26 protein-coding genes, 1 rRNA gene and 1 riboswitch are annotated in these 21,649 nt (G+C 46.9%); of the genes, 2 read left to right on the forward strand and 25 right to left on the reverse strand.

Annotation, left to right across the window (positions count from 1 at the left end; all coding sequences use genetic code 11):
- Nucleotides 1-159 precede the first annotated feature (159 nt).
- The 14 genes from L1N85_RS24410 to L1N85_RS24475 form a co-directional block, all read right to left on the reverse strand.
- Entirely contained in the window at nt 160-810 is a 651-nt protein-coding gene (locus L1N85_RS24410) for a 50S ribosomal protein L25 (RefSeq protein WP_235241632.1), read from the reverse strand.
- A gap of 97 nt (nt 811-907) precedes the next feature.
- Complete coding sequence (gene glmU / locus L1N85_RS24415; RefSeq protein ID WP_328285286.1) at nt 908-2,305, reverse strand: bifunctional UDP-N-acetylglucosamine diphosphorylase/glucosamine-1-phosphate N-acetyltransferase GlmU; 1,398 nt, start codon at nt 2,303-2,305, stop codon at nt 908-910.
- A gap of 120 nt (nt 2,306-2,425) precedes the next feature.
- Nucleotides 2,426-2,707, reverse strand: a complete 282-nt coding sequence (gene spoVG / locus L1N85_RS24420) for a septation regulator SpoVG (protein WP_028609566.1) — start codon at nt 2,705-2,707, stop codon at nt 2,426-2,428.
- A gap of 130 nt (nt 2,708-2,837) precedes the next feature.
- Nucleotides 2,838-3,236 (reverse strand): RidA family protein, encoded by a 399-nt coding sequence (locus L1N85_RS24425; protein WP_235241633.1) that lies wholly within the window; start codon nt 3,234-3,236, stop codon nt 2,838-2,840.
- A gap of 57 nt (nt 3,237-3,293) precedes the next feature.
- Nucleotides 3,294-4,121: a pur operon repressor gene (gene purR, locus L1N85_RS24430; protein WP_235241634.1), complete on the reverse strand. Its 828-nt coding sequence runs from the start codon at nt 4,119-4,121 to the stop codon at nt 3,294-3,296.
- An 82-nt stretch (nt 4,122-4,203) separates the two neighbouring features.
- Nucleotides 4,204-5,058: a 4-(cytidine 5'-diphospho)-2-C-methyl-D-erythritol kinase gene (gene ispE / locus L1N85_RS24435; protein WP_235241635.1), complete on the reverse strand. Its 855-nt coding sequence runs from the start codon at nt 5,056-5,058 to the stop codon at nt 4,204-4,206.
- 137 nt (nt 5,059-5,195) lie between these two features.
- Nucleotides 5,196-5,381: a small, acid-soluble spore protein, alpha/beta type gene (locus tag L1N85_RS24440; RefSeq protein WP_235241636.1), complete on the reverse strand. Its 186-nt coding sequence runs from the start codon at nt 5,379-5,381 to the stop codon at nt 5,196-5,198.
- A 169-nt stretch (nt 5,382-5,550) separates the two neighbouring features.
- Nucleotides 5,551-5,826 carry a biofilm formation stimulator Veg gene (gene veg / locus L1N85_RS24445; protein ID WP_235241637.1) on the reverse strand — a complete coding sequence of 92 codons (276 nt, stop codon included), beginning with the start codon at nt 5,824-5,826 and terminating at the stop codon, nt 5,551-5,553.
- 209 nt (nt 5,827-6,035) lie between these two features.
- On the reverse strand, nt 6,036-6,920 hold the full coding sequence (yabG, locus tag L1N85_RS24450) for a sporulation peptidase YabG (protein WP_235241638.1): 885 nt from the start codon (nt 6,918-6,920) through the stop codon (nt 6,036-6,038).
- Between the two features lie 63 nt (nt 6,921-6,983).
- Entirely contained in the window at nt 6,984-7,931 is a 948-nt protein-coding gene (gene rsmA, locus L1N85_RS24455) for a 16S rRNA (adenine(1518)-N(6)/adenine(1519)-N(6))-dimethyltransferase RsmA (protein WP_235241639.1), read from the reverse strand.
- Between the two features lie 4 nt (nt 7,932-7,935).
- Nucleotides 7,936-8,484: a ribonuclease M5 gene (rnmV, locus tag L1N85_RS24460; protein WP_328285287.1), complete on the reverse strand. Its 549-nt coding sequence runs from the start codon at nt 8,482-8,484 to the stop codon at nt 7,936-7,938.
- Nucleotides 8,485-8,606: 122 nt separating this feature from the next.
- A complete protein-coding gene (locus L1N85_RS24465) occupies nt 8,607-9,755 on the reverse strand; it encodes a ubiquitin-like domain-containing protein (RefSeq protein ID WP_235241641.1) in 1,149 nt (382 codons plus the stop codon).
- Nucleotides 9,756-10,003: 248 nt separating this feature from the next.
- A riboswitch (cyclic di-AMP (ydaO/yuaA leader) is annotated at nt 10,004-10,188 on the reverse strand.
- 183 nt (nt 10,189-10,371) lie between these two features.
- Nucleotides 10,372-11,145, reverse strand: coding sequence for a TatD family hydrolase (locus tag L1N85_RS24470; RefSeq protein ID WP_235241642.1), 774 nt, complete (start codon nt 11,143-11,145; stop codon nt 10,372-10,374).
- Nucleotides 11,146-11,162: 17 nt separating this feature from the next.
- Nucleotides 11,163-12,461, reverse strand: a complete 1,299-nt coding sequence (locus L1N85_RS24475) for an HD domain-containing protein (RefSeq protein ID WP_235241643.1) — start codon at nt 12,459-12,461, stop codon at nt 11,163-11,165.
- A 271-nt stretch (nt 12,462-12,732) separates the two neighbouring features.
- On the opposite strand from L1N85_RS24475, the gene L1N85_RS24480 reads away from it, so the two are divergent.
- Entirely contained in the window at nt 12,733-12,987 is a 255-nt protein-coding gene (locus L1N85_RS24480; RefSeq protein WP_235241644.1) for an AbrB/MazE/SpoVT family DNA-binding domain-containing protein, read from the forward strand.
- Nucleotides 12,988-13,118: 131 nt separating this feature from the next.
- Here the strand turns inward: L1N85_RS24480 and rsmI are convergent, their stop codons facing one another.
- From rsmI to L1N85_RS24530, 10 genes are all read right to left on the reverse strand, one after another.
- Nucleotides 13,119-14,000 (reverse strand): 16S rRNA (cytidine(1402)-2'-O)-methyltransferase, encoded by an 882-nt coding sequence (rsmI, locus tag L1N85_RS24485; RefSeq protein ID WP_235241645.1) that lies wholly within the window; start codon nt 13,998-14,000, stop codon nt 13,119-13,121.
- Complete coding sequence (locus L1N85_RS24490; protein ID WP_235241655.1) at nt 13,997-14,665, reverse strand: tRNA1(Val) (adenine(37)-N6)-methyltransferase; 669 nt, start codon at nt 14,663-14,665, stop codon at nt 13,997-13,999. Before L1N85_RS24490 ends, rsmI begins: the two co-directional genes overlap by 4 nt.
- Nucleotides 14,666-14,812: 147 nt before the next feature.
- Complete coding sequence (locus tag L1N85_RS24495; protein WP_235241646.1) at nt 14,813-15,214, reverse strand: initiation-control protein YabA; 402 nt, start codon at nt 15,212-15,214, stop codon at nt 14,813-14,815.
- A 61-nt stretch (nt 15,215-15,275) separates the two neighbouring features.
- The gene (locus L1N85_RS24500; protein ID WP_235241647.1) at nt 15,276-16,079 is read right to left on the reverse strand and encodes a PSP1 domain-containing protein; all 804 of its coding nucleotides are present in this window, start codon (nt 16,077-16,079) and stop codon (nt 15,276-15,278) included.
- 3 nt (nt 16,080-16,082) lie between these two features.
- Nucleotides 16,083-17,060 carry a DNA polymerase III subunit delta' gene (gene holB, locus L1N85_RS24505; RefSeq protein WP_235241648.1) on the reverse strand — a complete coding sequence of 326 codons (978 nt, stop codon included), beginning with the start codon at nt 17,058-17,060 and terminating at the stop codon, nt 16,083-16,085.
- 23 nt (nt 17,061-17,083) lie between these two features.
- Entirely contained in the window at nt 17,084-17,527 is a 444-nt protein-coding gene (locus tag L1N85_RS24510; protein ID WP_235241649.1) for a YaaR family protein, read from the reverse strand.
- A 16-nt stretch (nt 17,528-17,543) separates the two neighbouring features.
- Nucleotides 17,544-17,873, reverse strand: a complete 330-nt coding sequence (locus L1N85_RS24515) for a cyclic-di-AMP receptor (protein ID WP_028609547.1) — start codon at nt 17,871-17,873, stop codon at nt 17,544-17,546.
- 77 nt (nt 17,874-17,950) lie between these two features.
- Nucleotides 17,951-18,607 carry a dTMP kinase gene (gene tmk, locus L1N85_RS24520; protein WP_235241650.1) on the reverse strand — a complete coding sequence of 219 codons (657 nt, stop codon included), beginning with the start codon at nt 18,605-18,607 and terminating at the stop codon, nt 17,951-17,953.
- A gap of 95 nt (nt 18,608-18,702) precedes the next feature.
- Nucleotides 18,703-20,256, reverse strand: coding sequence for an aminotransferase class I/II-fold pyridoxal phosphate-dependent enzyme (locus L1N85_RS24525; protein ID WP_235241651.1), 1,554 nt, complete (start codon nt 20,254-20,256; stop codon nt 18,703-18,705).
- Between the two features lie 105 nt (nt 20,257-20,361).
- Complete coding sequence (locus tag L1N85_RS24530) at nt 20,362-20,553, reverse strand: sigma factor G inhibitor Gin (protein ID WP_235241652.1); 192 nt, start codon at nt 20,551-20,553, stop codon at nt 20,362-20,364.
- 232 nt (nt 20,554-20,785) lie between these two features.
- Here L1N85_RS24530 and L1N85_RS24535 point away from each other — a divergent pair, with 232 nt between their 5' ends.
- Complete coding sequence (locus L1N85_RS24535) at nt 20,786-21,316, forward strand: transposase (RefSeq protein ID WP_235241653.1); 531 nt, start codon at nt 20,786-20,788, stop codon at nt 21,314-21,316.
- A 97-nt stretch (nt 21,317-21,413) separates the two neighbouring features.
- Here L1N85_RS24535 and rrf read toward each other — a convergent pair.
- Nucleotides 21,414-21,530: ribosomal RNA gene (rrf, locus tag L1N85_RS24540) — 5S ribosomal RNA — on the reverse strand.
- Nucleotides 21,531-21,649: the final 119 nt, after the last annotated feature.

Consider the following 21,649-nt stretch of genomic DNA (forward strand, 5'->3'; position numbering starts at 1 on the left):
ATGGACACCCTTGCTCTTGGCTAGTGGTTGGCAACTACAAGCCCCCACAGTGGACTTTCACCACCTAGTTAATCGCCATGCGTGGCGCACACAAAACGGCGCCGCCCTTTATAAGGACGGCGCCGTTACCGACTCTCATTGCCCGGTGACAATGCTGTTTTACAGACTCTTTACGCCCTCAAGCTGCTCTTCCTTAGAACGGGATTCCGCTTCAACCGCCTCGACTGCAGCATCCTCCGCCTCTTCCTCGGTAAGCTCCTTCTGCGGCGCGAGAATCGTAAGAACGACCAAATCCGGATCAGCGAACGTTTCGACGCCCTGAGGGAGCGACAAATTGCTGACAAGCACGCTCTCCCCTACTGACAACGAAGAAATGTCTACCATGATCGCTTCCGGTATGCTGCCCGGCAAGCATTGCACCTCCAGCTCATGTAGAACGACCTGAAGAATTCCGCCTTCTCTTACGCCCTCGGAGTCGCCTTCCGCTTGAATGCGAACATTCGCCCTCACATTCTCATTCATATTGATTTGATGGAAGTCTACGTGCAGCACCTGACGGCTGAGCGAGTCTCGCTGTACATCGGATACCATAACGGACTGCTTCCCCTGTGATGGAAGGTTAATTTCAATAATCGCATTCGGATGTGAACGCAGCAAGGACTGAAGCTCCTTGCCATCCACCGTTACATGCGCAGCCTCGCTGATTTGCTTGCCGTAAATAACGCCCGGAATTTTCCCTTGGAGCCGCAATTGACGCAGTTCACCTTTCGTCGAGCTTAATCGTTGGTCCGCTTTCATTGCTATCGCCATAATGGAAACCTCCTATGATATTGCGAAGCAAAACTCGCTTCGTAAGTGATTTCCCTATAACTTACCCACACCGGACCACAATTAAACTTACATCGTCCTATTGCTGCTTCATTTCTTTCTTCGCTTTGGCTCGTCCGCGAATTTTATCCGCGTATCCCGGCTTGTTCACCTGGCGCTCGCGGGCGATAGCCAAGTCGCCAGCCGGCACATCATGCGTGACGGTAGAGCCTGCCACCACATAAGCGCCGTCTCCGATCTTAACAGGGGCAATCAAATTGACGTTGCTGCCGACGAACGCATTATCGCCGATTTCCGTCACGAATTTATTATAGCCGTCATAATTGACGGTAATTGCGCCGCAGCCGATATTTACATCCTTGCCGACCTTCGCATCGCCAACGTAGCTAAGATGCGATACCTTGCTTCCATCGTCCAGCGATGCATTCTTCAGCTCGACGAAGTCACCGATTTTGCAGCCGATACCAAGCTTGGAACCTGGACGAAGGTTTGCATAAGGTCCGATCGTGCTTGTATCCCCAACGACGGATTCAGCGACAGTTGAATATTTGATGGACACTCCATTGCCGATTTCGCTGTCCGCTATGTCCGCTTGCGGGCCAATGATGCAATCCTCACCGATGACTGTAGTGCCGCGCAGCACTGTTCCCGGATAAATAACGGTATCACGGCCGATTTGTACGCTTGCTTCGATATAAGCGGAGGCCGCATCAATAAAAGTAACGCCGTTCAACAGATGCTTGCGATTAATACGCTCGCGCATGAAACGCTCTGCTTCCGACAAGGCAACACGGTCGTTAACGCCTGTCGCTTCAGCCGCGTCATCCGTGCAGTAGCCTTGAACCGACTCGCCGTCTTCACGGAAAATACCGATAACATCGGTCAAATAATATTCGCCTTGAGCGTTATTGCTCGTCACTTTAGCCAACGCAGCAAATAGCTTCTTGTTGTCAAAGCAATACGTGCCCGTATTAATTTCTTTCACAGCCGCTTCTTCAGGTGAGCAATCCTTCTGTTCTACGATCCGTTGTACGGTGCCGTCTTCTCCGCGAATAACGCGTCCATAACCTGTCGGGTTATCGAATGATGCCGTAAGCACCGTTGCAGCAGCCCCTCTTGAAGCATGCAGCTCCAGCATCGCCTGAATCGTGGAAGCCTGCACAAGCGGAGTATCTCCGCAAATAACGATTGTCGTCCCGTCTTCTTCGCCAAGCAAAGCCTCTGCCTGCCGAACCGCATGACCCGTGCCAAGCTGCTGCTCCTGCAGCACGTATTCCGCGCCGTCACCCAGATACGATTTCACCATTTCAGCCCCATGGCCGACGATTACAACGGCCCGCTCGACTGCCGCTTCCTTTACAACATCAAGCACATGACCGACCATCGGCTTCCCGCATACCGGATGAAGTACCTTATATAATTTCGATTTCATTCGCTTACCTTGTCCCGCAGCAAGCACAATCGCCATCATCTTCAAATAAAAAACCTCCTAGCCCCACTATGAAATATGATTTGAATATAGCCTAATATACAAAAAAAGAAAAGAGAGCCTCGGCTCTCTTCTCCAATCATTCCCCTAAAACATGAAATGCTCTGGTTAAGCTCCTTCTTCAATCGCAACTTCTTCTGCTGCACGCTCATATTCCGCGAGAACAGCAGCCTGGATTTTCTCCCGGGTGGTTGAAGAGATCGGATGAGCGATATCCCGAAATTCTCCATCCGGAGTACGTTTGCTTGGCATTGCAACGAACATACCATTGTTACCGTCGATTACACGAATATCGTGAACCACGAATTCATTGTCAATAGTAATGGATGCGATAGCCTTCATACGCCCTTCCGAATTTACACGGCGGAGTCTGACATCAGTAATTTGCACTTGTGTTCACCACCTTTGTCAATCAGAGACTTGGTGTATACTTCCACGTTTTTGTGCCAATTCCTTCTACATTTTTGGTAAAATCATGCTCTATTTTAAAAATTTTTTTAAGTTTGAATCTTTTTCGTTTTCATTCGACAATTGTCGATGCAATGACTTCTATTTCGACAAGAACATCCTTTGGCAGCCGCGCGACCTCAACGGCCGAACGGGCCGGCTTATGCTCACCGAAGTAAGAAGAATAAATACCGTTCACCGTTGCAAACTGGTTCATATCTTTCATAAATACAGTTGCCTTCACAACATCCGGGAACCCTGCGCCTGCAGCCGCCAGCACAGCCTCCAAATTCCGAAACACCTGATGTGTTTGCTCTTCAATGCCGCCCTCTACCAGCTGTCCGTCTGCATCAAGCGGGATTTGGCCGGAAGTAAACAATAACCCTCCCAGTTGAATCGCTTGCGAATAAGGTCCGATCGCCGCAGGCGCATTGTCCGTCGTAATCACTTGCGGTTGTTGCTTCGTCGTCATTATAGTCCCAGCCTTTCATATTAAACATGCGATATACAATCATAAATTCACTTAAACTTAAACTTTAAAATAATTGCCTGGAACAACAGTCATTTGCTTCGTCTTCATGTCTACTGCGGTCAACTTAGCGAGCGATACGTAATCCTCCAGCAATCTTTCCTCGAGCTCTACCTCGCCGGACTCCACGAACACGCCCACGCCGGCAACGGTTGCTTTAAATTCGAACAGCAAATCCATCATGCCTTGAATCGTGCCGCCCGCCTTCATAAAATCATCGATAATAAGAACGCGGGATTGCTCTTTAAGCGCTCTGCGTGCCAGCGACATGGTTTGAATCCGCTTATTTGAGCCGGAGACATAATTGATGCTGACCGCGGAGCCCTCGGTAACCTTGTTGTCGCGGCGCACGATGACAACGGGAATGTTCAAGCAAGCAGCAGTTGCGTACGCAAGCGGAATGCCTTTCGTTTCTACGGTCATAATGACGTCAATCTTGCTTTCTGCGAAAGCGGTAGCGAACATTCTGCCTACATCCGCGAGCAGTTCCGGTTGCCCTAACATATCTGTTATATACAAATAACCGCCGGGAAGCACCCTTTCAGGCTGCTCTAACTGGCGGCATATGCTCGTCATAAGGGTAAGAGCAGTGGCTTCTTGCATCTTAGGCGTATACTTCACTCCGCCTGCCGCTCCTGCAAGCGTATGGAGCTCACCAATGCCTTCTTCTTCAAACACTTCTTTAATAATCGCTAAGTCTTCACTAATCGAAGACTTTGCCGACTGATACCGGTCAGCAAACGCTGTTAGTGAAATTAACGTGTGGGGTCGACTTAACAGATACTGAGTCATTTCTACCAACCGCGAGCTCCGTTTTAACTTTTTCAAACCCTTCTCCCCCCACTAAATCCGAATAATATAATGTCAATATAACATTTTTATACGGATTTAATCAAGAAGAACGTCAATCCTATGTGAGCATTCTTACCACATAAACTTCCTTGCAGAAGCCGCGCAGCCCATTATAAATCCGGGGAAGCTTAGCCTCCTTCGATACGAGACCGAAAACAGTCGGTCCGCTTCCCGACATTAGGACACCGTCTGCGCCGAGGCGAATCATACTTTCCTTTAACTGCATGACTTCCGGATACACATCCAGCGTGACCTTCTCCAAAACATTGCCGAGCCCCTCGCATATTTCGGTAAAAGAGCCTCGCTCGAGCGCAGCCACCATATTCGAGACGGAAGGATGCTCCTTCAGCTCATTCGCGCGGAATCTTCCGTATACATCGGCCGTCGAAACGTTAATCGGCGGCTTCGCCAATACGACCCAGCATTGCGGAGGATTCGCGATATGCTCCAGCACCTCTCCCCGGCCTCTGGCTATTGCTGTGCCGCCAGAGACGCAGAACGGCACGTCAGAACCCAGCTCCGCTCCTAACCGGCATAGCTCGTCCTCCGGAATTTGCAGCTTCCACAGCCGGTTAAGCCCGCGAAGCGCGGCAGCCGCATCGCTGCTGCCGCCTGCGAGTCCTGCAGCAACCGGGATCTTCTTGTCTAAATGAATATAAACGCCTTGTTTCACATCATAACGTTCCTTAATAAGCCTAGCAGCTTGAAAAGCTAAATTTTTCTCATCAAGCGGTATGTAGCCAACCTGGCTTGAAATAATAATCGTATCTCTAGGCAGCTCTTCCATTTCCAAACGGTCCGCTAGGTCAACCATCGTCATAATCATTTCGACCTCATGGTAACCATCGTCGCGCTTGCGCAGCACATCGAGCAGCAAATTAATTTTGGCAGGAGCTTTTTCATAAATTTTCATCCGATAAGTTCACCCGTTCGTTCGTAAGCTTAAGCAACATTATATCAAACGAACGCAATAAAAGCTAAGCGCTGGAAATCCGCCGTCATCTCGCGGCCAGCAGCTTAGCTTCTTAGCTCATAAACATTGGATACTTATTAAGGCTGATTCGCTTTGGCTGCTGCCTGCTCGGCAATCTGTATAGCCCGCTTAACCATATTGCCCGCATCCTTGGCGCGTATACTTCCCCAACCCTCTTGCTGCACCGTATCATAAAACCCAAGATCCTTCGCCAGCTCATATTTCAACTGCTCCGACATAACGCTCCGTCTTCTGCGGCCCATACGTATTACCTCCGATCCGTTTTAACATTTCTGAAGCTTCTGAGTGCAAGCTTAGTATGCTTCAATGACGTTTGAGCAATACGCGATGGATGCTGTCCCGAATTATCCATGCATAAAAAAAAGCGCAGAATTTATCTGCGCTAGTCTGCCTCACCGGGCGATCTATAATCTATTGCTGCAAATGGGCAATTCGGACTTGACCTTCATCATTGCATACGGTTACTTCCACCGACTCCGTCAGTATATCCGCATAACTGTAAGAGACACGCTTAAAGGCATGCTGCTCTTCATCCAGCTTAACAATGAAAACAGAAGGGTAGATTTCTTCTAACGTACCGGTTCGTTCGATGGTCTTTCGTCGGCCACCGTTAGCTCGAAGACGGATTTTGGAACCAACGTGAGCTTCCAAACTGCGTTTTATATCCAATAGCGTATTTTTTGCCATTGTCCACTACCACCTCTTTCCTTGTCCATTATAACCAAATGAAGGAGGTTTGTCAAACATAGCAAAATATTATATCAGCAGAATTATTTACTTGTCAACGGTGATTTCACCCATTTTTAAAAAAACGAGGCATATAACAGTGAAAAATATACATACTATGGATTTGTTTCGAAGAAAAAGACAGACTTCAGCCTTTTCGGCCTTCCTAGTCATACCTTCAACACGGGGTTATCTGCCGTTATTTTGGGTTTAGGCAAACCGACTCGAAAGCGCCCCATCGTCTCAATGCCGCCAACGCCCTCAATCCCGCTTATCGTTCCATGTATGACGTCTGACAAATTAATCGTATCCTTGATCGATGTATAACTCGCTTTAATCGCAATGTAAACGGGATCCAGAGCATGAATCAATATACGTCCCGGCGAACTGGCGAAATTAGATCCTGCCTGCAATAAGGCTTCAAAATGAGACTGGCATGCACCTGCGATAATTATTAAACCGTCACGGTTTTTCTCATATTCACGGGCAATGCGGACAGCATTGACGAAATGCTGGGAGTTTTTATAGCTGGCCAAGCTATACAGATCGGTGGAAGCGCGATTTTTCAGCACGCCGTCATGGCCGGTAATAACGACGATATCCGGTTTGATTTGCGGCAGCAAACGGTACAGAACATCAGCCATTTGGGATTCGTGCACGTAAAGGCCATGCGAAGGAACATGCATCGTATTATATAGCTGCATGCTCTTTTTTAAATAATTGCCGTCTCCGTCAAGATGAAGCACTTTGCCCGGCACTTCAAAGAATGGCTGACTCTGCTGAAGCGCATGCCGAATGTGATCTTCGGATTCAACCACCTGGCGCTCACGTTCGGAACGCATGCGCTTGATCGAGTCATTTACTTTAATTCGAACTTGCTGTACCGCACTCGTCGATTCAGGATCGCGTACAACCGACAGATCGGGAATCGGAGCATCCGCAAGTAATCGGTAGTCCGTGCCTTTCAGGACGGCATAATGCGTACGTACAGCTTCAACTCGGAACAGCACGTCACCGCCATACGAATTGCGGACGACCAGGTCCCCTTGTTTCATGGGTTAATCACCTCTTCGTCTATCCTATGGGCAGACAGGGCGAATGGTGAGTATTATAAATTCTTATATTTCAACTTTACTGCCCCAGCCCGCTTCCAGCATGCTGCTGCTAATTCGGGCGAACTCCTCGAGCGACAGCGTCTCCCCGCGTCGTACAGGATCGATCTCATTTCGTAGAAGCAGCTCAGTTAACGCCTCGCGATGCTCTTTGCCGACAAACGCTGTTAAATTGTTAACCAGCGTCTTCCTGCGCTGCGCGAAGCTTGCTTGTACTACCCGGAAGAAATGCTCCTCATCAGGAACATCGACTGCCGGCTTATTTCTCAAGGATAGCTTAATAACAGCAGAATCGACATTCGGCTGTGGAATAAAAACGGTATGTGGGACTGTACATACAACCTGCGGCACGCAATAATATTGGACGGCAACGCTAAGGCTGCCATATTCCTTGCCTCCAGGCTTCGCAGCCATCCGCTCAGCTACCTCCTTCTGAATCATGACCACGATATGCTCAAGCGGAAGCTTCTCCTCGAGCAGCTTCATCAATATCGGGGTAGTTACGTAATAAGGTAAATTGGCAACGACGCTTACGCCCGAAACGTCAGCAAACTGCTCGGCGAACAGCTGCTTTAAGTCAAGTCTTAATACATCGCCATGAATGACCTTCGTATTCGGCTCGTCCGCCAATATGTCACGCAAAATAGGAATAAGCCGATTATCGATTTCAACGGCTGTCACTTTTCCCGCCTCGGCTGCAAGCCGCTGCGTAAGAGCTCCAATGCCTGGGCCGATTTCCAGAGCACCCTTCGTTTCATCGAGCTCTGCCGCTGCTACAATTTTATTCAGTATATTTTGGTCGATGAGAAAGTTCTGTCCCAAACTTTTTTTGAAAGAGAACCCATACTTCGCAATAATCTCTTTGGTACGCTTCGGAGTTGCCACTTCCGCTGATGCCGGTTTCGCTGACGTAATTGCTGTTACCCCTGTTTCCTCACGTTCATGCTCACTCATGCTTCTATCCCTCCAGTTCCTCTTCCATCTGACGGCGTGCCGCCATAAATTCCGCTTTGGAGATACGGAAGCTCGTGCAACGCTTATAAAACTGCTTTCCATTCGCATAACCGATACCGAGCAGCTTGCCAATGTGCAATCGCCTGTTTGACGCATCCGGATGTACAATTAAGCCCGCATCCATCAAATCGTCCCAGTTGATTTCGCCCGCCTCGTCAGCAGACTCCGTACGCAGCTCTGAGAGCGCCTGACGAATTGCATCGGGACTCGCATTTTCGATTCCGATATCCCCTTTATACAAGGCTTTCTCCTGGGGCAAAAAAGCATGCTTGCAGCCAGGCGCGTGCCGGGCTACAATTTTGCGAATTCGCTCGCCCGCATGGTCGGGATCGGTAAATATAATAACGCCGCGGCGTTCATTGGCCAGAGCAATACGGCGAAGCACATCATCCCCGATAGCCGAACCATTCGTCTCGATCGTATCCGCATCTACCGCCCGTTTGATTGCTACAGTATCATCTTTGCCCTCTACGACAATGATCTCCTTGATCACTAAGATCATTCCCTTCCTCAAGCGTAATTAGCTTGCCGACATACAAAAAGAAGAGGCAGTGCCTCTCCTTATGATGGCATATTTAATTGTTTCTAAAAATAAATTAATAATAGCCTCTTTCATTAGCTTGCGGTAGGCTTATTCGGTCCTAATACATAGACGGTAAAGCCTTTTTTCCTGCCGAACTTCGTTGCCGTCCTGGAGCTGTCGAAGTAAACATCGATTTTATTTCCTTTAATAGCGCTGCCCTTATCCTCGGCACGGCGGAAACCGATGCCTTCAATATAAACCCACCAGCCAATGGGAATCACTTTCGGATCTACGGCTATCGTACGGCCTTCTTGCACGCGCGTACCTGAAGCGGTTATGCCGTATTGCGGATGATCCTCATCCTTGCCTGTCGAAGCCACACCTGCGGAATAAGCCGTCAGCGTAAAGTTCTTCAGCACCTTCTTCGCCTTAAACGTCACTCCGCTTTTCGTTAGCGTCTGGACGCTTGGGCTTTTACTCGAGAGAACTGTTACTTTAGGCTCTTCCTTCTTCGTTCCGACGGCTATAACCTGATCAACGGCAGCTGTCTCCACAACCTTGCTGACCGTCTTCTTCGAAATCAGAACGCCATCCTCGTACTGCTTCTCGACTTGTTCAACCATACGACCTTCTTTACCGTTTTGAACCAGCTTCTCTTTACCCTTTTCAAGCGTTGGGTCATTTTTCTTCACGATAGAGAACGGCATCTTACGCTCCGTCTCCGACACTCTCGTATCGACACGCACAACAGTTACTGTCATCTCCGCACCTACTTCCGTCTGAAGCGGAGGTATTACTTTATCTTGACCACGAACCGGAATATTTAATTCCTCGATCGCCGCCTGCACTGTTCTCTCTGTCGTGTACACCGTTGATGTCTTGCCATCAGCTTTCACAATTACCGGAATCGCATGAGTTACCTCAATACGATCGCCGTCCTTAATTGCCGCATTAAGCGGTACGGACACCTCATCATGTGGTCCAATTGCGATAGCTTGTTCATCCAGTAGGCGTTGCAGGACCCATTGCTTCGTTTCCACAATGGTTTCTTGTCCGTTCACTACTACGGAGACGCTCTTGACAGCCGTTCCGTACAACAACACCAAAAACATGAAAGTCATAGCGATTGAGATAATAGCGCTCAAAAGAATCAAACGCAAGTTTTCACGCTTCCATCGCAATGCGAAAGACATGCTGGATGATCGTTTCCCATGGGTGTCCTTAACCTGGAGTAGTCCCACTTCATCGGTCCTCCTTCATAGCCCCGCCGCCAAGTGTTACGCATGATACAACTGACGCGACTATAGTATATTGGTGTGCAAACACACAATCCAGAACTTCTATCTAGCCTCCCACCCCCATTTTCTAACCCTATGTCGACCTATTTCCGAATATTCGAAAATAAAAAGAAGCCGTCGACAGAGGATCTGTTTCGTGGCTTCCCGGATCGTTACTACTCTGGGATACAGAAAAATGGATGCACGAGGTTGATCACTCTCTATGAACGCTTACGAGGTTAGCTGACGGGTTCGGGCAAGAGAGACGCCCTAGACGAAGTACAATGCTCATGGCAAAGGCTCCGAAATTCACCCCTGAAGAATTCAAAATACGGTACTTATTTTCCCGCATCTGGTTCCCCCGCTCTCCAACTTGGAGATTAAGCGCAAACTGGAAATCCAATACAAAATGTTATGCTCTGAAATGAATCATACCCTCATACGAGGTGAATTGTAAAGATACGATAAAAGACGATTTAAGCGAAAAAGGTGAATAAAGAGGTAAAAAATAAGCGATTATCGAGATAAAAATCACTTTTTACGCGATAAAGGTCCGTAATTCTCTTTGTATCACCTGTTTTTAGATAATGCCAAAACATTTTCTACCGTTTTCAGTCGTAATTGCACCTATTTCTTCGACTGTTTTGCCCAATAATTCAGCTGCCGTCTCTGCTACTTTTACCACATAAGCGGACTCATTTCTTTTCCCCCGGAAAGGATGCGGCGCCAAGTAAGGGGCGTCCGTTTCTATCAAAATCCGGTCGAGCGGTGCCCTTTTCAGCACCTCTTTTGGCACCCGTGCGTTTTGGAAGGTTACAGGTCCTCCAAACGATAAATAAAAGTTCATATCGAGGCATTGCTTGGCCGTCTCCCAGCTTCCCGAGAAGCAGTGCATGACCCCGCCAATTTCCGAAGCATTCTCCTCCTGCAATATACGGACGATATCCTCATGAGCATCGCGATTGTGGATCACAATCGGCTTGCCAACCTTGCGGGCTAGCCTGATTTGCTCTCGAAATACACGGTGCTGTACTTCTTTGGGTGATGTATCCCAGTGATAGTCAAGTCCAATCTCGCCTATGGCCACCACTTTCCTATGGTTGCAAAGGTGTTCTATCCAATCCAGATCCTCCGGCGTCATATCTATACTGTCAACCGGATGCCAGCCAACCGCCGCATAAATAAAATCGTATTGCTCGGCAAGCGCCATCGTGGTCGGGATCGTTTCGCGATTAAAGCCTATATTCACAAGCATGTGCACGCCCGCTTCTCTCGCACGCGCGATAACGCCCTCCCGATCCTCCTCGAACTTAGGCGAATCCAGGTGAGTATGGGTATCAAACAGTAATGTCATATCGATGTTAGACTCCTTTAATCTAATTTGAATAGTTTCTTTATCCGGTCGGGCAGCAAATGAACGGACTCCCGAAGCGGCTCCTCCGGATAGTACAAATGGTACCGCCCTTGATGCAAACCGGTAATGGATCGAATAATGTCGGATTTAGCAGATATTTCGCTAATTTCATCCTTGCCATGTAACAACAAAATCGGCGCTTTTTCTTTATTTTCGCCTTCTTTTTTATCCGGTCGATAAACGTCGTAAGGCAAGTCGAACGGGAAATCGATCTCCATGTGATAATCCGGATTCATTCCAATAGAAGAAAGACAATCGCTTATCTCATTTAACAGTGTTTCGTCAGGGTTATCGATGGTTATGTATTTATATAATCGGCGGTTCAAGAACCGGTCGCATAAATTTCTTAACAAGGAATCTCGTTCATCGAGCCATTGCGTGAACACAGTCTGAACGAGTGCTTCGTCGAGCTTTAAATAATCATGCACGGTCATCGTGTTATGAAGCAAGCCCTTCAGCGAATTCGGCATCCATTCAAAGGAATAGCCACCCACATAAAGCTCTTGGGCTCTACGAAATATTTGACGTAATATAATTTCCGAGCTTCTTGTAACGGGGTGGAAGTATATTTGCCAATACATCTGGTAACGCGACATTAAATAATGCTCTACCGCGTGCATGCCGCTTTCCTTAACTACAATTTGTCCTTTATAAGGCCGGAGTACGCGCAAGATGCGCTCCAAATCGAATGTACCGTAATTAACGCCGGTAAAATAAGCATCTCTGAGCAAATAGTCCATGCGGTCTGCATCCATTTGACTTGAAATGAGACTTACGACGATAGGCTTTGGATAGGTCTTTTGAATGACGGCGGCAACCTGATTAGGAAAATCATCCGATACCGCACGCAGCACGCGGTTGATTTCCGTATTTTCAAGCAATATCTTGCATGTCCATTCCTCATGATCCGTATCGAATACTTCCTCTAGAGAATGGGAGAACGGACCGTGGCCAACGTCATGCAAGAGTGCGGCGCAAAGTGAGACCAGCCGTTCCTCGGCAGGCCAATCCGGGTAGCCGTTGCGTTCGAATTGCGAAATGATTTTACGCGTAATTTCATATACGCCAAGCGAATGCGAAAATCGGCTATGCTCCGCACCATGGAACGTCAAATAAGAGGCGCCTAACTGGCGTATTCTTCTAAGACGCTGAAACTCTTTCGTATTAATTAAGTCCCAAATGGTCTGGTCCTGAACATAAATATAATGATGTATGGGGTCCTTAAACACCTTTTCTTCCGTCAACTGTTCCTTCATCGTTTCTCATCTCCTTTGTTCATATTTTCGACACAAAGAGCATTGGGAATGTCGAATAGTGTCGTATATTAGTTTCCAAAATGTCGAAGCTGTTGTATTCTATTACAGAGTAATATGAGCCTATTAACTAGTCAAATGCTTATAACATCAGCTATTTGAAGCAATATTCCCAGTTGACTATTCTGGTAATCGTTGGTATTATAGTAATCATAAAAGCAAGAACAATGTCGAACGATGACGAAACACAATTTGAGAGGGGCAATGATAGATTATGATGAAATCTACAGGTATTGTTCGCAAGGTTGATGAGCTGGGACGCGTTGTTATTCCGATCGAATTGCGCCGTACACTCGGTATTGGCGAAAAGGACGCACTTGAAATTTATGTAGACGGCGAGCGCATCATGCTGAAGAAATACGAGCCAGCTTGTATCTTCTGCGGCAATGCGGAGAACGTATCCTACTTTAAAGGAAAAATTGTTTGCCATATTTGTCTATCAGAGATGCCTGCACCTGTGACAAAATAATAAAAATAGGTTATACTGTACTTATCAACTTGTTAATTCTAACCTTTTTATACTCCTTGATACCTTCCTGCGCTAGAACCCGGCCAGGAAGGTCTTTTTTTGTTCTATAACTAGCCGGGCATTTTCGGGCACTAACGGTTTACTTCATTATAGACGTCCCGCTTCGGCAGCCCGCGATCAAGCGCCGCCTTCTTAATAGCCTCCTTACGATCGTATTGCTCCTCATAATGCGCGACATGAGCAGCAAGATCAAGCTCCGACCACCAGGCTCCTTCTAAAGCTTGTTTTTGAGATACGGCTTCGTCTATTCCTTCTACGACGATGCAAAACTCGCCGAGCGGCGGATTGTCCGCAAACCATTCAATACATTCCGATATATGCCCTCTTACAGCCTCTTCATGCCGTTTGGTTAGCTCCCTTATGCAAGCAATGGACCGATTGCCCAAGCATTCCAATAGAGCGTCGAGCGTTTTACCGATACGGTGCGGGGATTCATAGAAGAGAAGCGTTTCCTTCCGGCCCTTCACATCACCCAGCCATTTCATTAACGATTTACGATCTCGCGGTGGAAAGCCTGCAAATAAAAAACGTTCGGTTGGTATTCCTGACATGATTAGCGCAGACAATGCCGCATTCGCGCCTGGAACAGGAATAACAGGAATCTGATTTTCCACCGCTTCTTTTACAAGATCAGCGCCAGGATCCGAAATGGCCGGCAGTCCCGCATCGCTGACCAGCGCAATCGACTGCCCTTCCAGCAGCAGCCGAATCAGCTCCGAACCGCTTGCTCGTTTATTATGCTCATGATAGCTTACCGTTCTGGTGCTTATCTCAAAATGCGTGAGCAGCTTTCTTGTTTGCCTCGTATCCTCGGCGGCAATAAGCTGCACCTCTTTCAGCGTGCGTACAGCCCGAAAAGTCATGTCCTCCAGGTTGCCTATGGGCGTTGCGACTAAGTATAAGCTGCCGGTGAGCCGCTGTGCGGCTTCTGAGAAGCTTTTCTGTATATTCAAACGATCTGCACCCCATTCTCATAAACCATAATCGGCGGAAGGAGTTTAATATCAGGTTTTCCATCCCGAATCGCTTCTATTAAAATCATATTAGCCTCCGCTTTCACATGAGGATGAACGAATTGAATGCGTTTCGGCTCCAGTCTCCATTTCCGCATCGTTTCCACGATATCAAGCAACCGTGAAGGACGGTGCACCATCGCTACTTTCCCCCCGGGACGGACGAGGCGTGAGCACACTTCCGCTACATCCTCCAGCGTGCAATGAATTTCGTGCCTGGCAATGGCATAATGCTCATTTTCGTTTTGTTCGCCAGCCGTCACCGGCATATATGGGGGATTAACGGTAACCGCATCATATATACCATTCCCAGCAAGCTTAGGATACAAACGTAAGTCCTGCTCTATAATTGTAATTTTTTCTGTGAGTCCATTTAGCGCTACGCTTCTTCTCGCCATATCTGCCAATCTCGGTTGAATCTCGACCGCATCAATCCGCGCTTGCGTTCGATCTGACAGAAGCATGGGAATGACACCGTTTCCCGTGCACAAATCAACGATACGGCCATATTTCGGCACACTTGCAAAGCGAGAGAGAAGTACAGCATCAAGAGAGAAGCTGAACACTTCTCTGCTTTGTATGATTTTCAGGCCTGATTCCGTCATTAAATCATCAAGCCGTTCGTTTTCTGCTAAAGTAATGGGTTCAGACACGTTAAAGCCGCTCCTTTTTGTTCTACAGTATATACATTCTTATAGAATTAAAAAAATACCGCCCTTTGCGGCAAGGACGGCATGTCGATACGGATTCCACTATTTATTTAGAAAGGATAAACAGAATAAACAGTCACCCTCCGTCCGCAAATGTCCGTAGTATACGTTACAGATGTGGAATCCTTCATGATACAAGCGGGTTAAGTTGTCATGGCCTTCTCCGATGGCTACACCCGAGTCTGCTAATGCATGTAGGGCAGCAACTGGTGATTCCTGACCCGTAACGGCTTGTTTCCTCTTGGCCGGCGTTCGAATGACTTCGCGCTCCAGCTCCGCTTCTCTCTTAAACAGCTGACGCAGTTGATCATTTTCCTCGCTTAGACGCTTATTCTCTTCAAGCAGTTCTTTTATCTTCTGCTTCAGTGATCCAAGCTCAGTATGAAACACACCGACTTGCTTATCCATCTCGTCCATCTTTACGAATATATCTTTCTTCTCCAAGTTCCCACCCCAGAGCTTCATGAGCGAGTGTTACCTCACCCGTGAGAATCGCACTCTGCCATTACTTGATGACAACATCATCCATCGGCAGTTCTTTCGGTTTACCTGGTGTATCGAATAATTGCACATACACACTTTTTGTGGATGTGTTAATACCGGTAACTTTACCTTCCCCGTACGAGGTGACAACGAGCTTTCCAATTGCAGGAAGCTCTTCACGAATGCTCTCGTAATTGTCATGCTCATACTTCAGGCAGCACATGAGACGACCGCATAATCCGGATATCTTCGTAGGATTAAGCGAAAGGTTCTGATCCTTGGCCATCTTGATCGAGACAGGCTCGAAATCACCCAGCCATGAGGAGCAGCAAAGGACGCGCCCGCATGGACCAATTCCGCCAAGCATCTTCGCCTCATCTCGAACGCCGATTTGACGAAGCTCAATTCTAGTACGAAATACGCTTGCCAGATCCTTAACGAGCTCACGGAAGTCAACTCTGCCCTCTGCCGTAAAATAAAAAATAATTTTATTGCGGTCAAACGTAAATTCTACGTCCACCAGCTTCATGCGGAGCTGATGACCTTTAATCTTCTCCAGACAAGTGACAAACGCATTTTTGGCTGCTGATCGATTTTCTTCGACTACTTTTGCATCGACATCGCTAGCAATACGAATCACTTTCTTAAGAGGAAGGACGACATCCGATTCACCGACTTGCTTCTGTCCCACCACCACTTTACCGTATTCGATTCCGCGTGCTGTTTCAACAATAACATGTTGCTCCTTATCCACGGGATGCTCGACCGGATCAAAGTAATAGATCTTGCCCGCTTTCTTGAAGCGAACACCGACGACATTATACAAGGATTAGCCCTCCTGTAGGTTTACCAATAGTTGCTCAAATGCGAGCTGTGGCGCAACATTCGCTCGCATACGCTTGCTCGCTTCGAGCGTATGCTCTATGCAGCACACCCATCCTGCGATGGATCGATTAAAGGCATGCTTGCTTATCCATTCCAACTGTTCTATAAAAACGATATTGTCATGCCTTCCGGCCTGGAACTGAATCAAATCTTTAAACCATAAAACCAATAGCGACAACAGCATTTGTGTATGTTCCGCTAAATCTGTCTTAAACAGCTGTTGCTGGGCAGTGATCATCGCCGCGGTGAATCGGGTCAAACTCTCCTTGCCTAATTGTATCACTAGGTTTCTGATTTCTGCAAACTGATTCTGTTGGAGAAATTGTCTAGCACCGTCCAATCCCGAAGTTAATTGAACAACGGTGCGTGCTAACGTTGGCGGAGCCCCTTCAGCAATAAGCGCATTCAGCATACTTTCAGGCGACATTGGCAGAAAGGGCACCCACTGTGTACGAGACCGTATCGTGGGAAGTACAGCTTGTCCATTATCCGTTATCAAAATGGCAACGACCGGCGATATTGGTTCTTCCAAAAATTTAAGCAAGCTGTTAGCAGCCTGCATCGTCATCTTATCTGCTTTCTCAATCATATATACTTTTCGCCTGGTACCGCTGTTGCGATACGAAAAGTCACGTTGAAGCTCGCGAATTTGGTCGATTTTGATCGATTGGCCTTCCGGTGCAATAGTTGTCAAATCAGTTTGGTTGCCATGCTCGAATTTTCGACACTCCAGACAAATTCCGCAAGCATCTACACCTTCTGACGTACAGAACAACGCTTTAGCAAATTGTCGCGCCATGGCCATTCTTCCCGTTCCCGAAGGTCCGTTAAATAAATACGCGTGAGATACTTTTCCACTTTGCAGAGCGTGCCTCAAAATACGCTGCGCCTTCCACTGCCCGGAAATTTGTTCAAGGCTCATAACCGTTCCTTACCTTTCCTTCATCAGAACAACAAATTAATAAGAAGACCTCGGATTTCACCGATCTTATGAAGTAAATCTATTCTACCCTGCTCGCTGTCCAGCAAATCCTCCGCCATTGAAACAAGCGTGGCATCAATCTCGTCAAGCAGCTTGTAGCGTTTAATACGGCCTCTCCGATCAAATCCCTTAACTTCCTTCAGAACGACGCCATGTCTGACCGTATCCTCCAAAAACTGCTTAATCATTTGACGATACAGCTTAAGCTCGCGAACCGTCATGATTTTAGCTAGCCGATCGCCTTGTTTATGAATATCCTGCAGCTTCTGCTGCAATTGTTCATGCGTTCGATTCGCGTCTTGTTGGATCATGACATCGGCAAAATTTCTCGGCAGAACCTGCTTTGCCCCCGAATCACTATTTGCATGGTTCCGACCTAGCGGCCGGAAGCCTTGATCAATTTTCATATTTGGTCACGCCCGTTCAAAAATGTTCGAAACGCTCGACTGGAACGACGAATACGGCTGCCCCTCCAACCTGCACTTCGACAGGGAACGGGATGTATGAATCGGTAGATCCTCCCATCGGAGATACCGGTGTCACTAATTGATCTCGTACTTTGCAATTTGAATTAATGACTTGCAGCACTTCGTGCACGCGCTCATCCTCTATACCGATCATGAATGTAGTATTCCCTGCACGTAGAAATCCGCCTGTACTTGCGAGCTTAGTCGCTCTAAATCCTTCACGCACGAGTGCATTGGATAACCGGTTGCTATCCTTATCTTGAATAACCGCGATTACTAATTTCATCTTCATTCCCCCTTGACTACTATTAGAATAGGTTATTGATTGATGATGTCTTATTCGTTATGCAAAAAGTCCTTCTCTTAAAGTTTGACATCTGTTGCAAAAAATCCTGCAAAACGATGATCAATTGCCGCCAATACGTCATAAAGCACCATTTCTGGACTTTGTTCTGCATTTATTCGCAAGATTCGATCCGGATATTGCTTCAAAAGCATCAGATAGCCTTCTCGAACACGCTCATGGAAGGAGTACTTCTCCAAATCAAGACGATTCACTTCTCTCTCCGCAGCTTGCGCAATTCTTGAAAGTCCGACCTCTGGAGATACATCCATATAAAGTGTCAAATCAGGCATGACATCTTGGATGGCGAAACGGTTAATTGCCCGCACTTCATCCATGCCCAGCCCTCTTGCGTGGCCTTGATAAGCCAGACTGCTGTCGACGAATCGATCGCAAATCACGATATTCCCCCGCTCTAAAGCAGGAACAACCCGTTCCACCAAGTGCTGTCTTCGAGCAGCCGCATACAGCAATGCCTCGGTCCTTGCATCCATGGTGACATGGCTTCGATCTAATATAACGGAACGAATTTGTTCAGCAATCGGGATACCTCCGGGCTCTCTCGTCGTGACGACCGATATTCCCCTTTCAACCATCGTATTCGAAAGGAGCTCAATCAGTGTTGATTTGCCTGCTCCTTCGCCGCCCTCTATCGTAATAAAAATACCCTTTTTCAAGCTAGAGTTTCTCCTAACATTTAAGTTAATGATTCATTCTTCTATCTTAACAAAGCCCAGTGTCTTGTACAATGAACAATTACTTCTCATTACATCTATACGTTGTTTTCATCTTTTTTGTGATAAACGGCTATAGTTTGCATCGTTGGATCAGCTGCTCCTTGAAATTTAGCCCCTGCTTCCGATAAGAGCCTAATCTGCTCAATATTCATGCTCGTAATGATTTCTCCCGGGTTTAAGATAGCAATCCCAGGCGGATATGGGGTAACCATCTCGGCGGAAATTCGCAGTTGAGCTTCGGTCAAATTTATACGTTCGACGTGTTGATTATTAAACCGCTCTCTCGAAAACGAAACAGGGTCTGATATACCTGCAGTTACTGTTGCAGTTCTCTCCGATATATACATTTGTGCGTAAGCATTGTCTTCCTTATGCGAAGCCTTAGCTGATGATTGGCATTCCTCATTAATCACCTCTATCGCATGCTGAAGCTTCTCGTTATCTTCCAAAGATGCTTGTATACCGAAAACAAGTACAACATAACGCGGGTCGGCCATCTCAGCAAAACAACCGTATTGCTCTAGCCTGCGCTGCAGCTCAAATCCAGACAACCTGCTGCTGCTATCATAAATAACGACTCTCAGAGGGTCGGTATAATGGGTTGTTGACTCATCCGTTTCCATAGCCATAATATCATATTCGATTTCTTCAATAGCCGTGGATTGCTGCCTTAACCAATCTCGGAAAGAAGCCGCTGCGGCTATGCTTTGCTCAAACATCCGGTTGCCTAAGGAATCGATCATTGCTCGGGAAATATCGATGGAGGCAAGAATAGGAAAAGACGGGCTGGAGCTCTGAATCATAGCTAATGATTGACGTAAAATTTCCCTGTCTATCCTGTTGCCCTGCACATGGAGCATGGCCCCCATTGTTAAGGTTGGCAATGTCTTATGTGCCGATTGTACGACTGCGTCAACTCCATCCGCTAACGAAGATTGCGGGAGATCGGGATGAAATCCATAATGGGCGCCATGCGCTTCATCAACGACCAGCGGTATACCACTCTTATGAACAAGCTCGGCATATGGCTTTAATCTGACTCCCATGCCATAATAGTTCGGACTGGACAATAATACAGCCTTGGCATCCGGATATAAACGCAGTGCATCGCCAACCTGTTCAACAGTGGGGATGGTAGCGAGACCGGAGCGTTGACCGACTTGCGGAGACAAAAAAACGGCAACTGCTCCAGATAGTTTGAGTCCATTTATGACCGACTTATGGACGTTGCGTTGTACAATTATTTTTTCGCCAGGTTCGCATAAAGTGAGCAGCAATGCGATATTAGCCGATGTACTCCCTCCGACGAGGAAAAAAGTCTCCTCCGCACCGAATGTCCTGGCAGCCAGTTGTTGCGCTTCTAATATCGAAGCTTCAGGGTGATGCAAATCATCGGTTGACGACAGCTCAGTCACATCTAGCTGCATAATAGAAGTGAACCATACCGCTGGATGTGCGGCTGGTTCCTTTAATTGAAAATCTTGTTGCAGCGCTTGTCCATAACGGTGACCGGGAACATGAAAGCCGGCTGGTCTGTTTTGAGCATGTTTAATTAGAGCATTTAGAATAGGCGAGAAAAAAGGCTCCATTTTATTAGGACATTCCTTTCGGTTTATAAACCAATTGGTTCTTTATGCTCTATTGTACCTGAAATGAAACATAAAAAAAGAGCAGCTTCTGTCGTCAGAAACCACTCAAGCATTTTTCTCCAAAAATATTTGTTTCATCTGATGAATGAAAAAAGGATATTTCGCATCCCTAACATCCGTACGAACCATTTCCTTCTCACAGCTTTCACATATAAAGCCGGATACAATACGAATCCCTTGTCCTTCAGCCTTATGCTCACCGCAAATTACGCAATGGTGCTCGAGATTATCGTTCATAGCAATCCCCGCTTTCTCTTACGTTCCTATATGGCTATTAGTATGGCACAAAGTCTATCTTTTTATACTTGTTTCATAGCCCATTTCAAATATTTATATATCGTATGCTTTATATGGGCTGCTGGTTACATCATTTGCAAAAATGTTTTGCATGGCTATGGATACTTCATGAAAAAAAGCCGATATAGTTATCGAGAGACCTGTATGTCTCAAACAGAAAGGACGTTTAGTGATGCGTCAACCTTTATCCGATCAGCAAAATGCAACCATTTATCAATATCAGCTTGTTAAGCGAAAAGTAATCAGACCCGAGCTTATTCAAAGTCACATGCTCATTGCCGCCATATTATTAGCCTTTCAAATGCTTATGTATCAAATGGACGGCCTATTCTCCTGGTTATTCGGCTTTGCACTAGTTCAAGTGGTTCATATTGCAATCATTCTTCTTACCTTTATTCGTGTAGATGAAGCTGCAGACCGTAAATGGATATGGAGAATAAATCCGCCATGGATTGGCTTTAAGCCTGCAAACGATATTAAGCTAACGTTGTTCCGCCGTGTACATCGCCATCTATTCTGGATTGGTTTATGCGCGATTGCAATACTTTACCCGTGGATTAATGAATCTCTTATGATCAGTATCGTAAGCTGGCATTTATGGCTCCTAATTCCTCGTCTTCTATTGTCCTTCACCTTCCGTAAGGAGCCTAAGGATGGCATATTAAGACTTCAGGCACGGGAAGCCTCCTATTATCGTCGTTAAATGAAAGGCCTTAGATCCTCTCACAGAGCTTTCTAAGGTCTTTATTGTTATGCAGAAAACAAAAAACCTACCGCATAACATGCGATAGGTCTCTCGTGCTTGGCGACGTCCTACTCTCCCAAGACCCTGCGGTCTAAGTACCATTGGCGCTGGAGGGCTTAACGGTCGTGTTCGGTATGGGAACGCGTGGTTCCCCTCCGCCATCGCCACCAAACAGTGTTTTTCGATGATTATGTTTCCCGAATCGCTTCAGAAAAGACACAACCATGTACTCAAGGTTTTGCGCCTTGAAAACTGGATACGAAAGTCAGGTTTGCTGAAACCTTATTAGCT

Origin of the sequence: Paenibacillus alkaliterrae (assembly GCF_021532375.1) — a bacterium.
Classification (GTDB): Bacteria; Bacillota; Bacilli; order Paenibacillales; family Paenibacillaceae; genus Pristimantibacillus; species Pristimantibacillus alkaliterrae.

Bases quoted from the DNA above. Each gene is read 5' to 3' on its own strand.
- ispE (WP_235241635.1), bottom strand. From the start codon at position 5,058: ATGAAAATTTATGAAAAAGCTCCTGCCAAAATTAATTTGCTGCTCGAT.
- veg (WP_235241637.1), bottom strand. From the start codon at position 5,826: ATGGCAAAAAATACGCTATTGGATATAAAACGCAGTTTGGAAGCTCAC.
- L1N85_RS24475 (WP_235241643.1), bottom strand. From the start codon at position 12,461: ATGAAGGAACAGTTGACGGAAGAAAAGGTGTTTAAGGACCCCATACAT.
- L1N85_RS24535 (WP_235241653.1), top strand. From the start codon at position 20,786: ATGCGTCAACCTTTATCCGATCAGCAAAATGCAACCATTTATCAATAT.
- L1N85_RS24480 (WP_235241644.1), top strand. From the start codon at position 12,733: ATGATGAAATCTACAGGTATTGTTCGCAAGGTTGATGAGCTGGGACGC.
- L1N85_RS24510 (WP_235241649.1), bottom strand. From the start codon at position 17,527: ATGAAAATTGATCAAGGCTTCCGGCCGCTAGGTCGGAACCATGCAAAT.
- L1N85_RS24440 (WP_235241636.1), bottom strand. From the start codon at position 5,381: ATGGGCCGCAGAAGACGGAGCGTTATGTCGGAGCAGTTGAAATATGAG.
- L1N85_RS24425 (WP_235241633.1), bottom strand. From the start codon at position 3,236: ATGACGACGAAGCAACAACCGCAAGTGATTACGACGGACAATGCGCCT.
- L1N85_RS24490 (WP_235241655.1), bottom strand. From the start codon at position 14,665: ATGACGGAATCAGGCCTGAAAATCATACAAAGCAGAGAAGTGTTCAGC.
- yabG (WP_235241638.1), bottom strand. From the start codon at position 6,920: ATGAAACAAGGGGACCTGGTCGTCCGCAATTCGTATGGCGGTGACGTG.
- L1N85_RS24515 (WP_028609547.1), bottom strand. From the start codon at position 17,873: ATGAAATTAGTAATCGCGGTTATTCAAGATAAGGATAGCAACCGGTTA.
- L1N85_RS24470 (WP_235241642.1), bottom strand. From the start codon at position 11,145: ATGACATTACTGTTTGATACCCATACTCACCTGGATTCGCCTAAGTTC.
- L1N85_RS24530 (WP_235241652.1), bottom strand. From the start codon at position 20,553: ATGAACGATAATCTCGAGCACCATTGCGTAATTTGCGGTGAGCATAAG.
- rsmA (WP_235241639.1), bottom strand. From the start codon at position 7,931: ATGAGTGAGCATGAACGTGAGGAAACAGGGGTAACAGCAATTACGTCA.
- holB (WP_235241648.1), bottom strand. From the start codon at position 17,060: ATGAGCCTTGAACAAATTTCCGGGCAGTGGAAGGCGCAGCGTATTTTG.
- L1N85_RS24525 (WP_235241651.1), bottom strand. From the start codon at position 20,256: ATGGAGCCTTTTTTCTCGCCTATTCTAAATGCTCTAATTAAACATGCT.
- L1N85_RS24410 (WP_235241632.1), bottom strand. From the start codon at position 810: ATGGCGATAGCAATGAAAGCGGACCAACGATTAAGCTCGACGAAAGGT.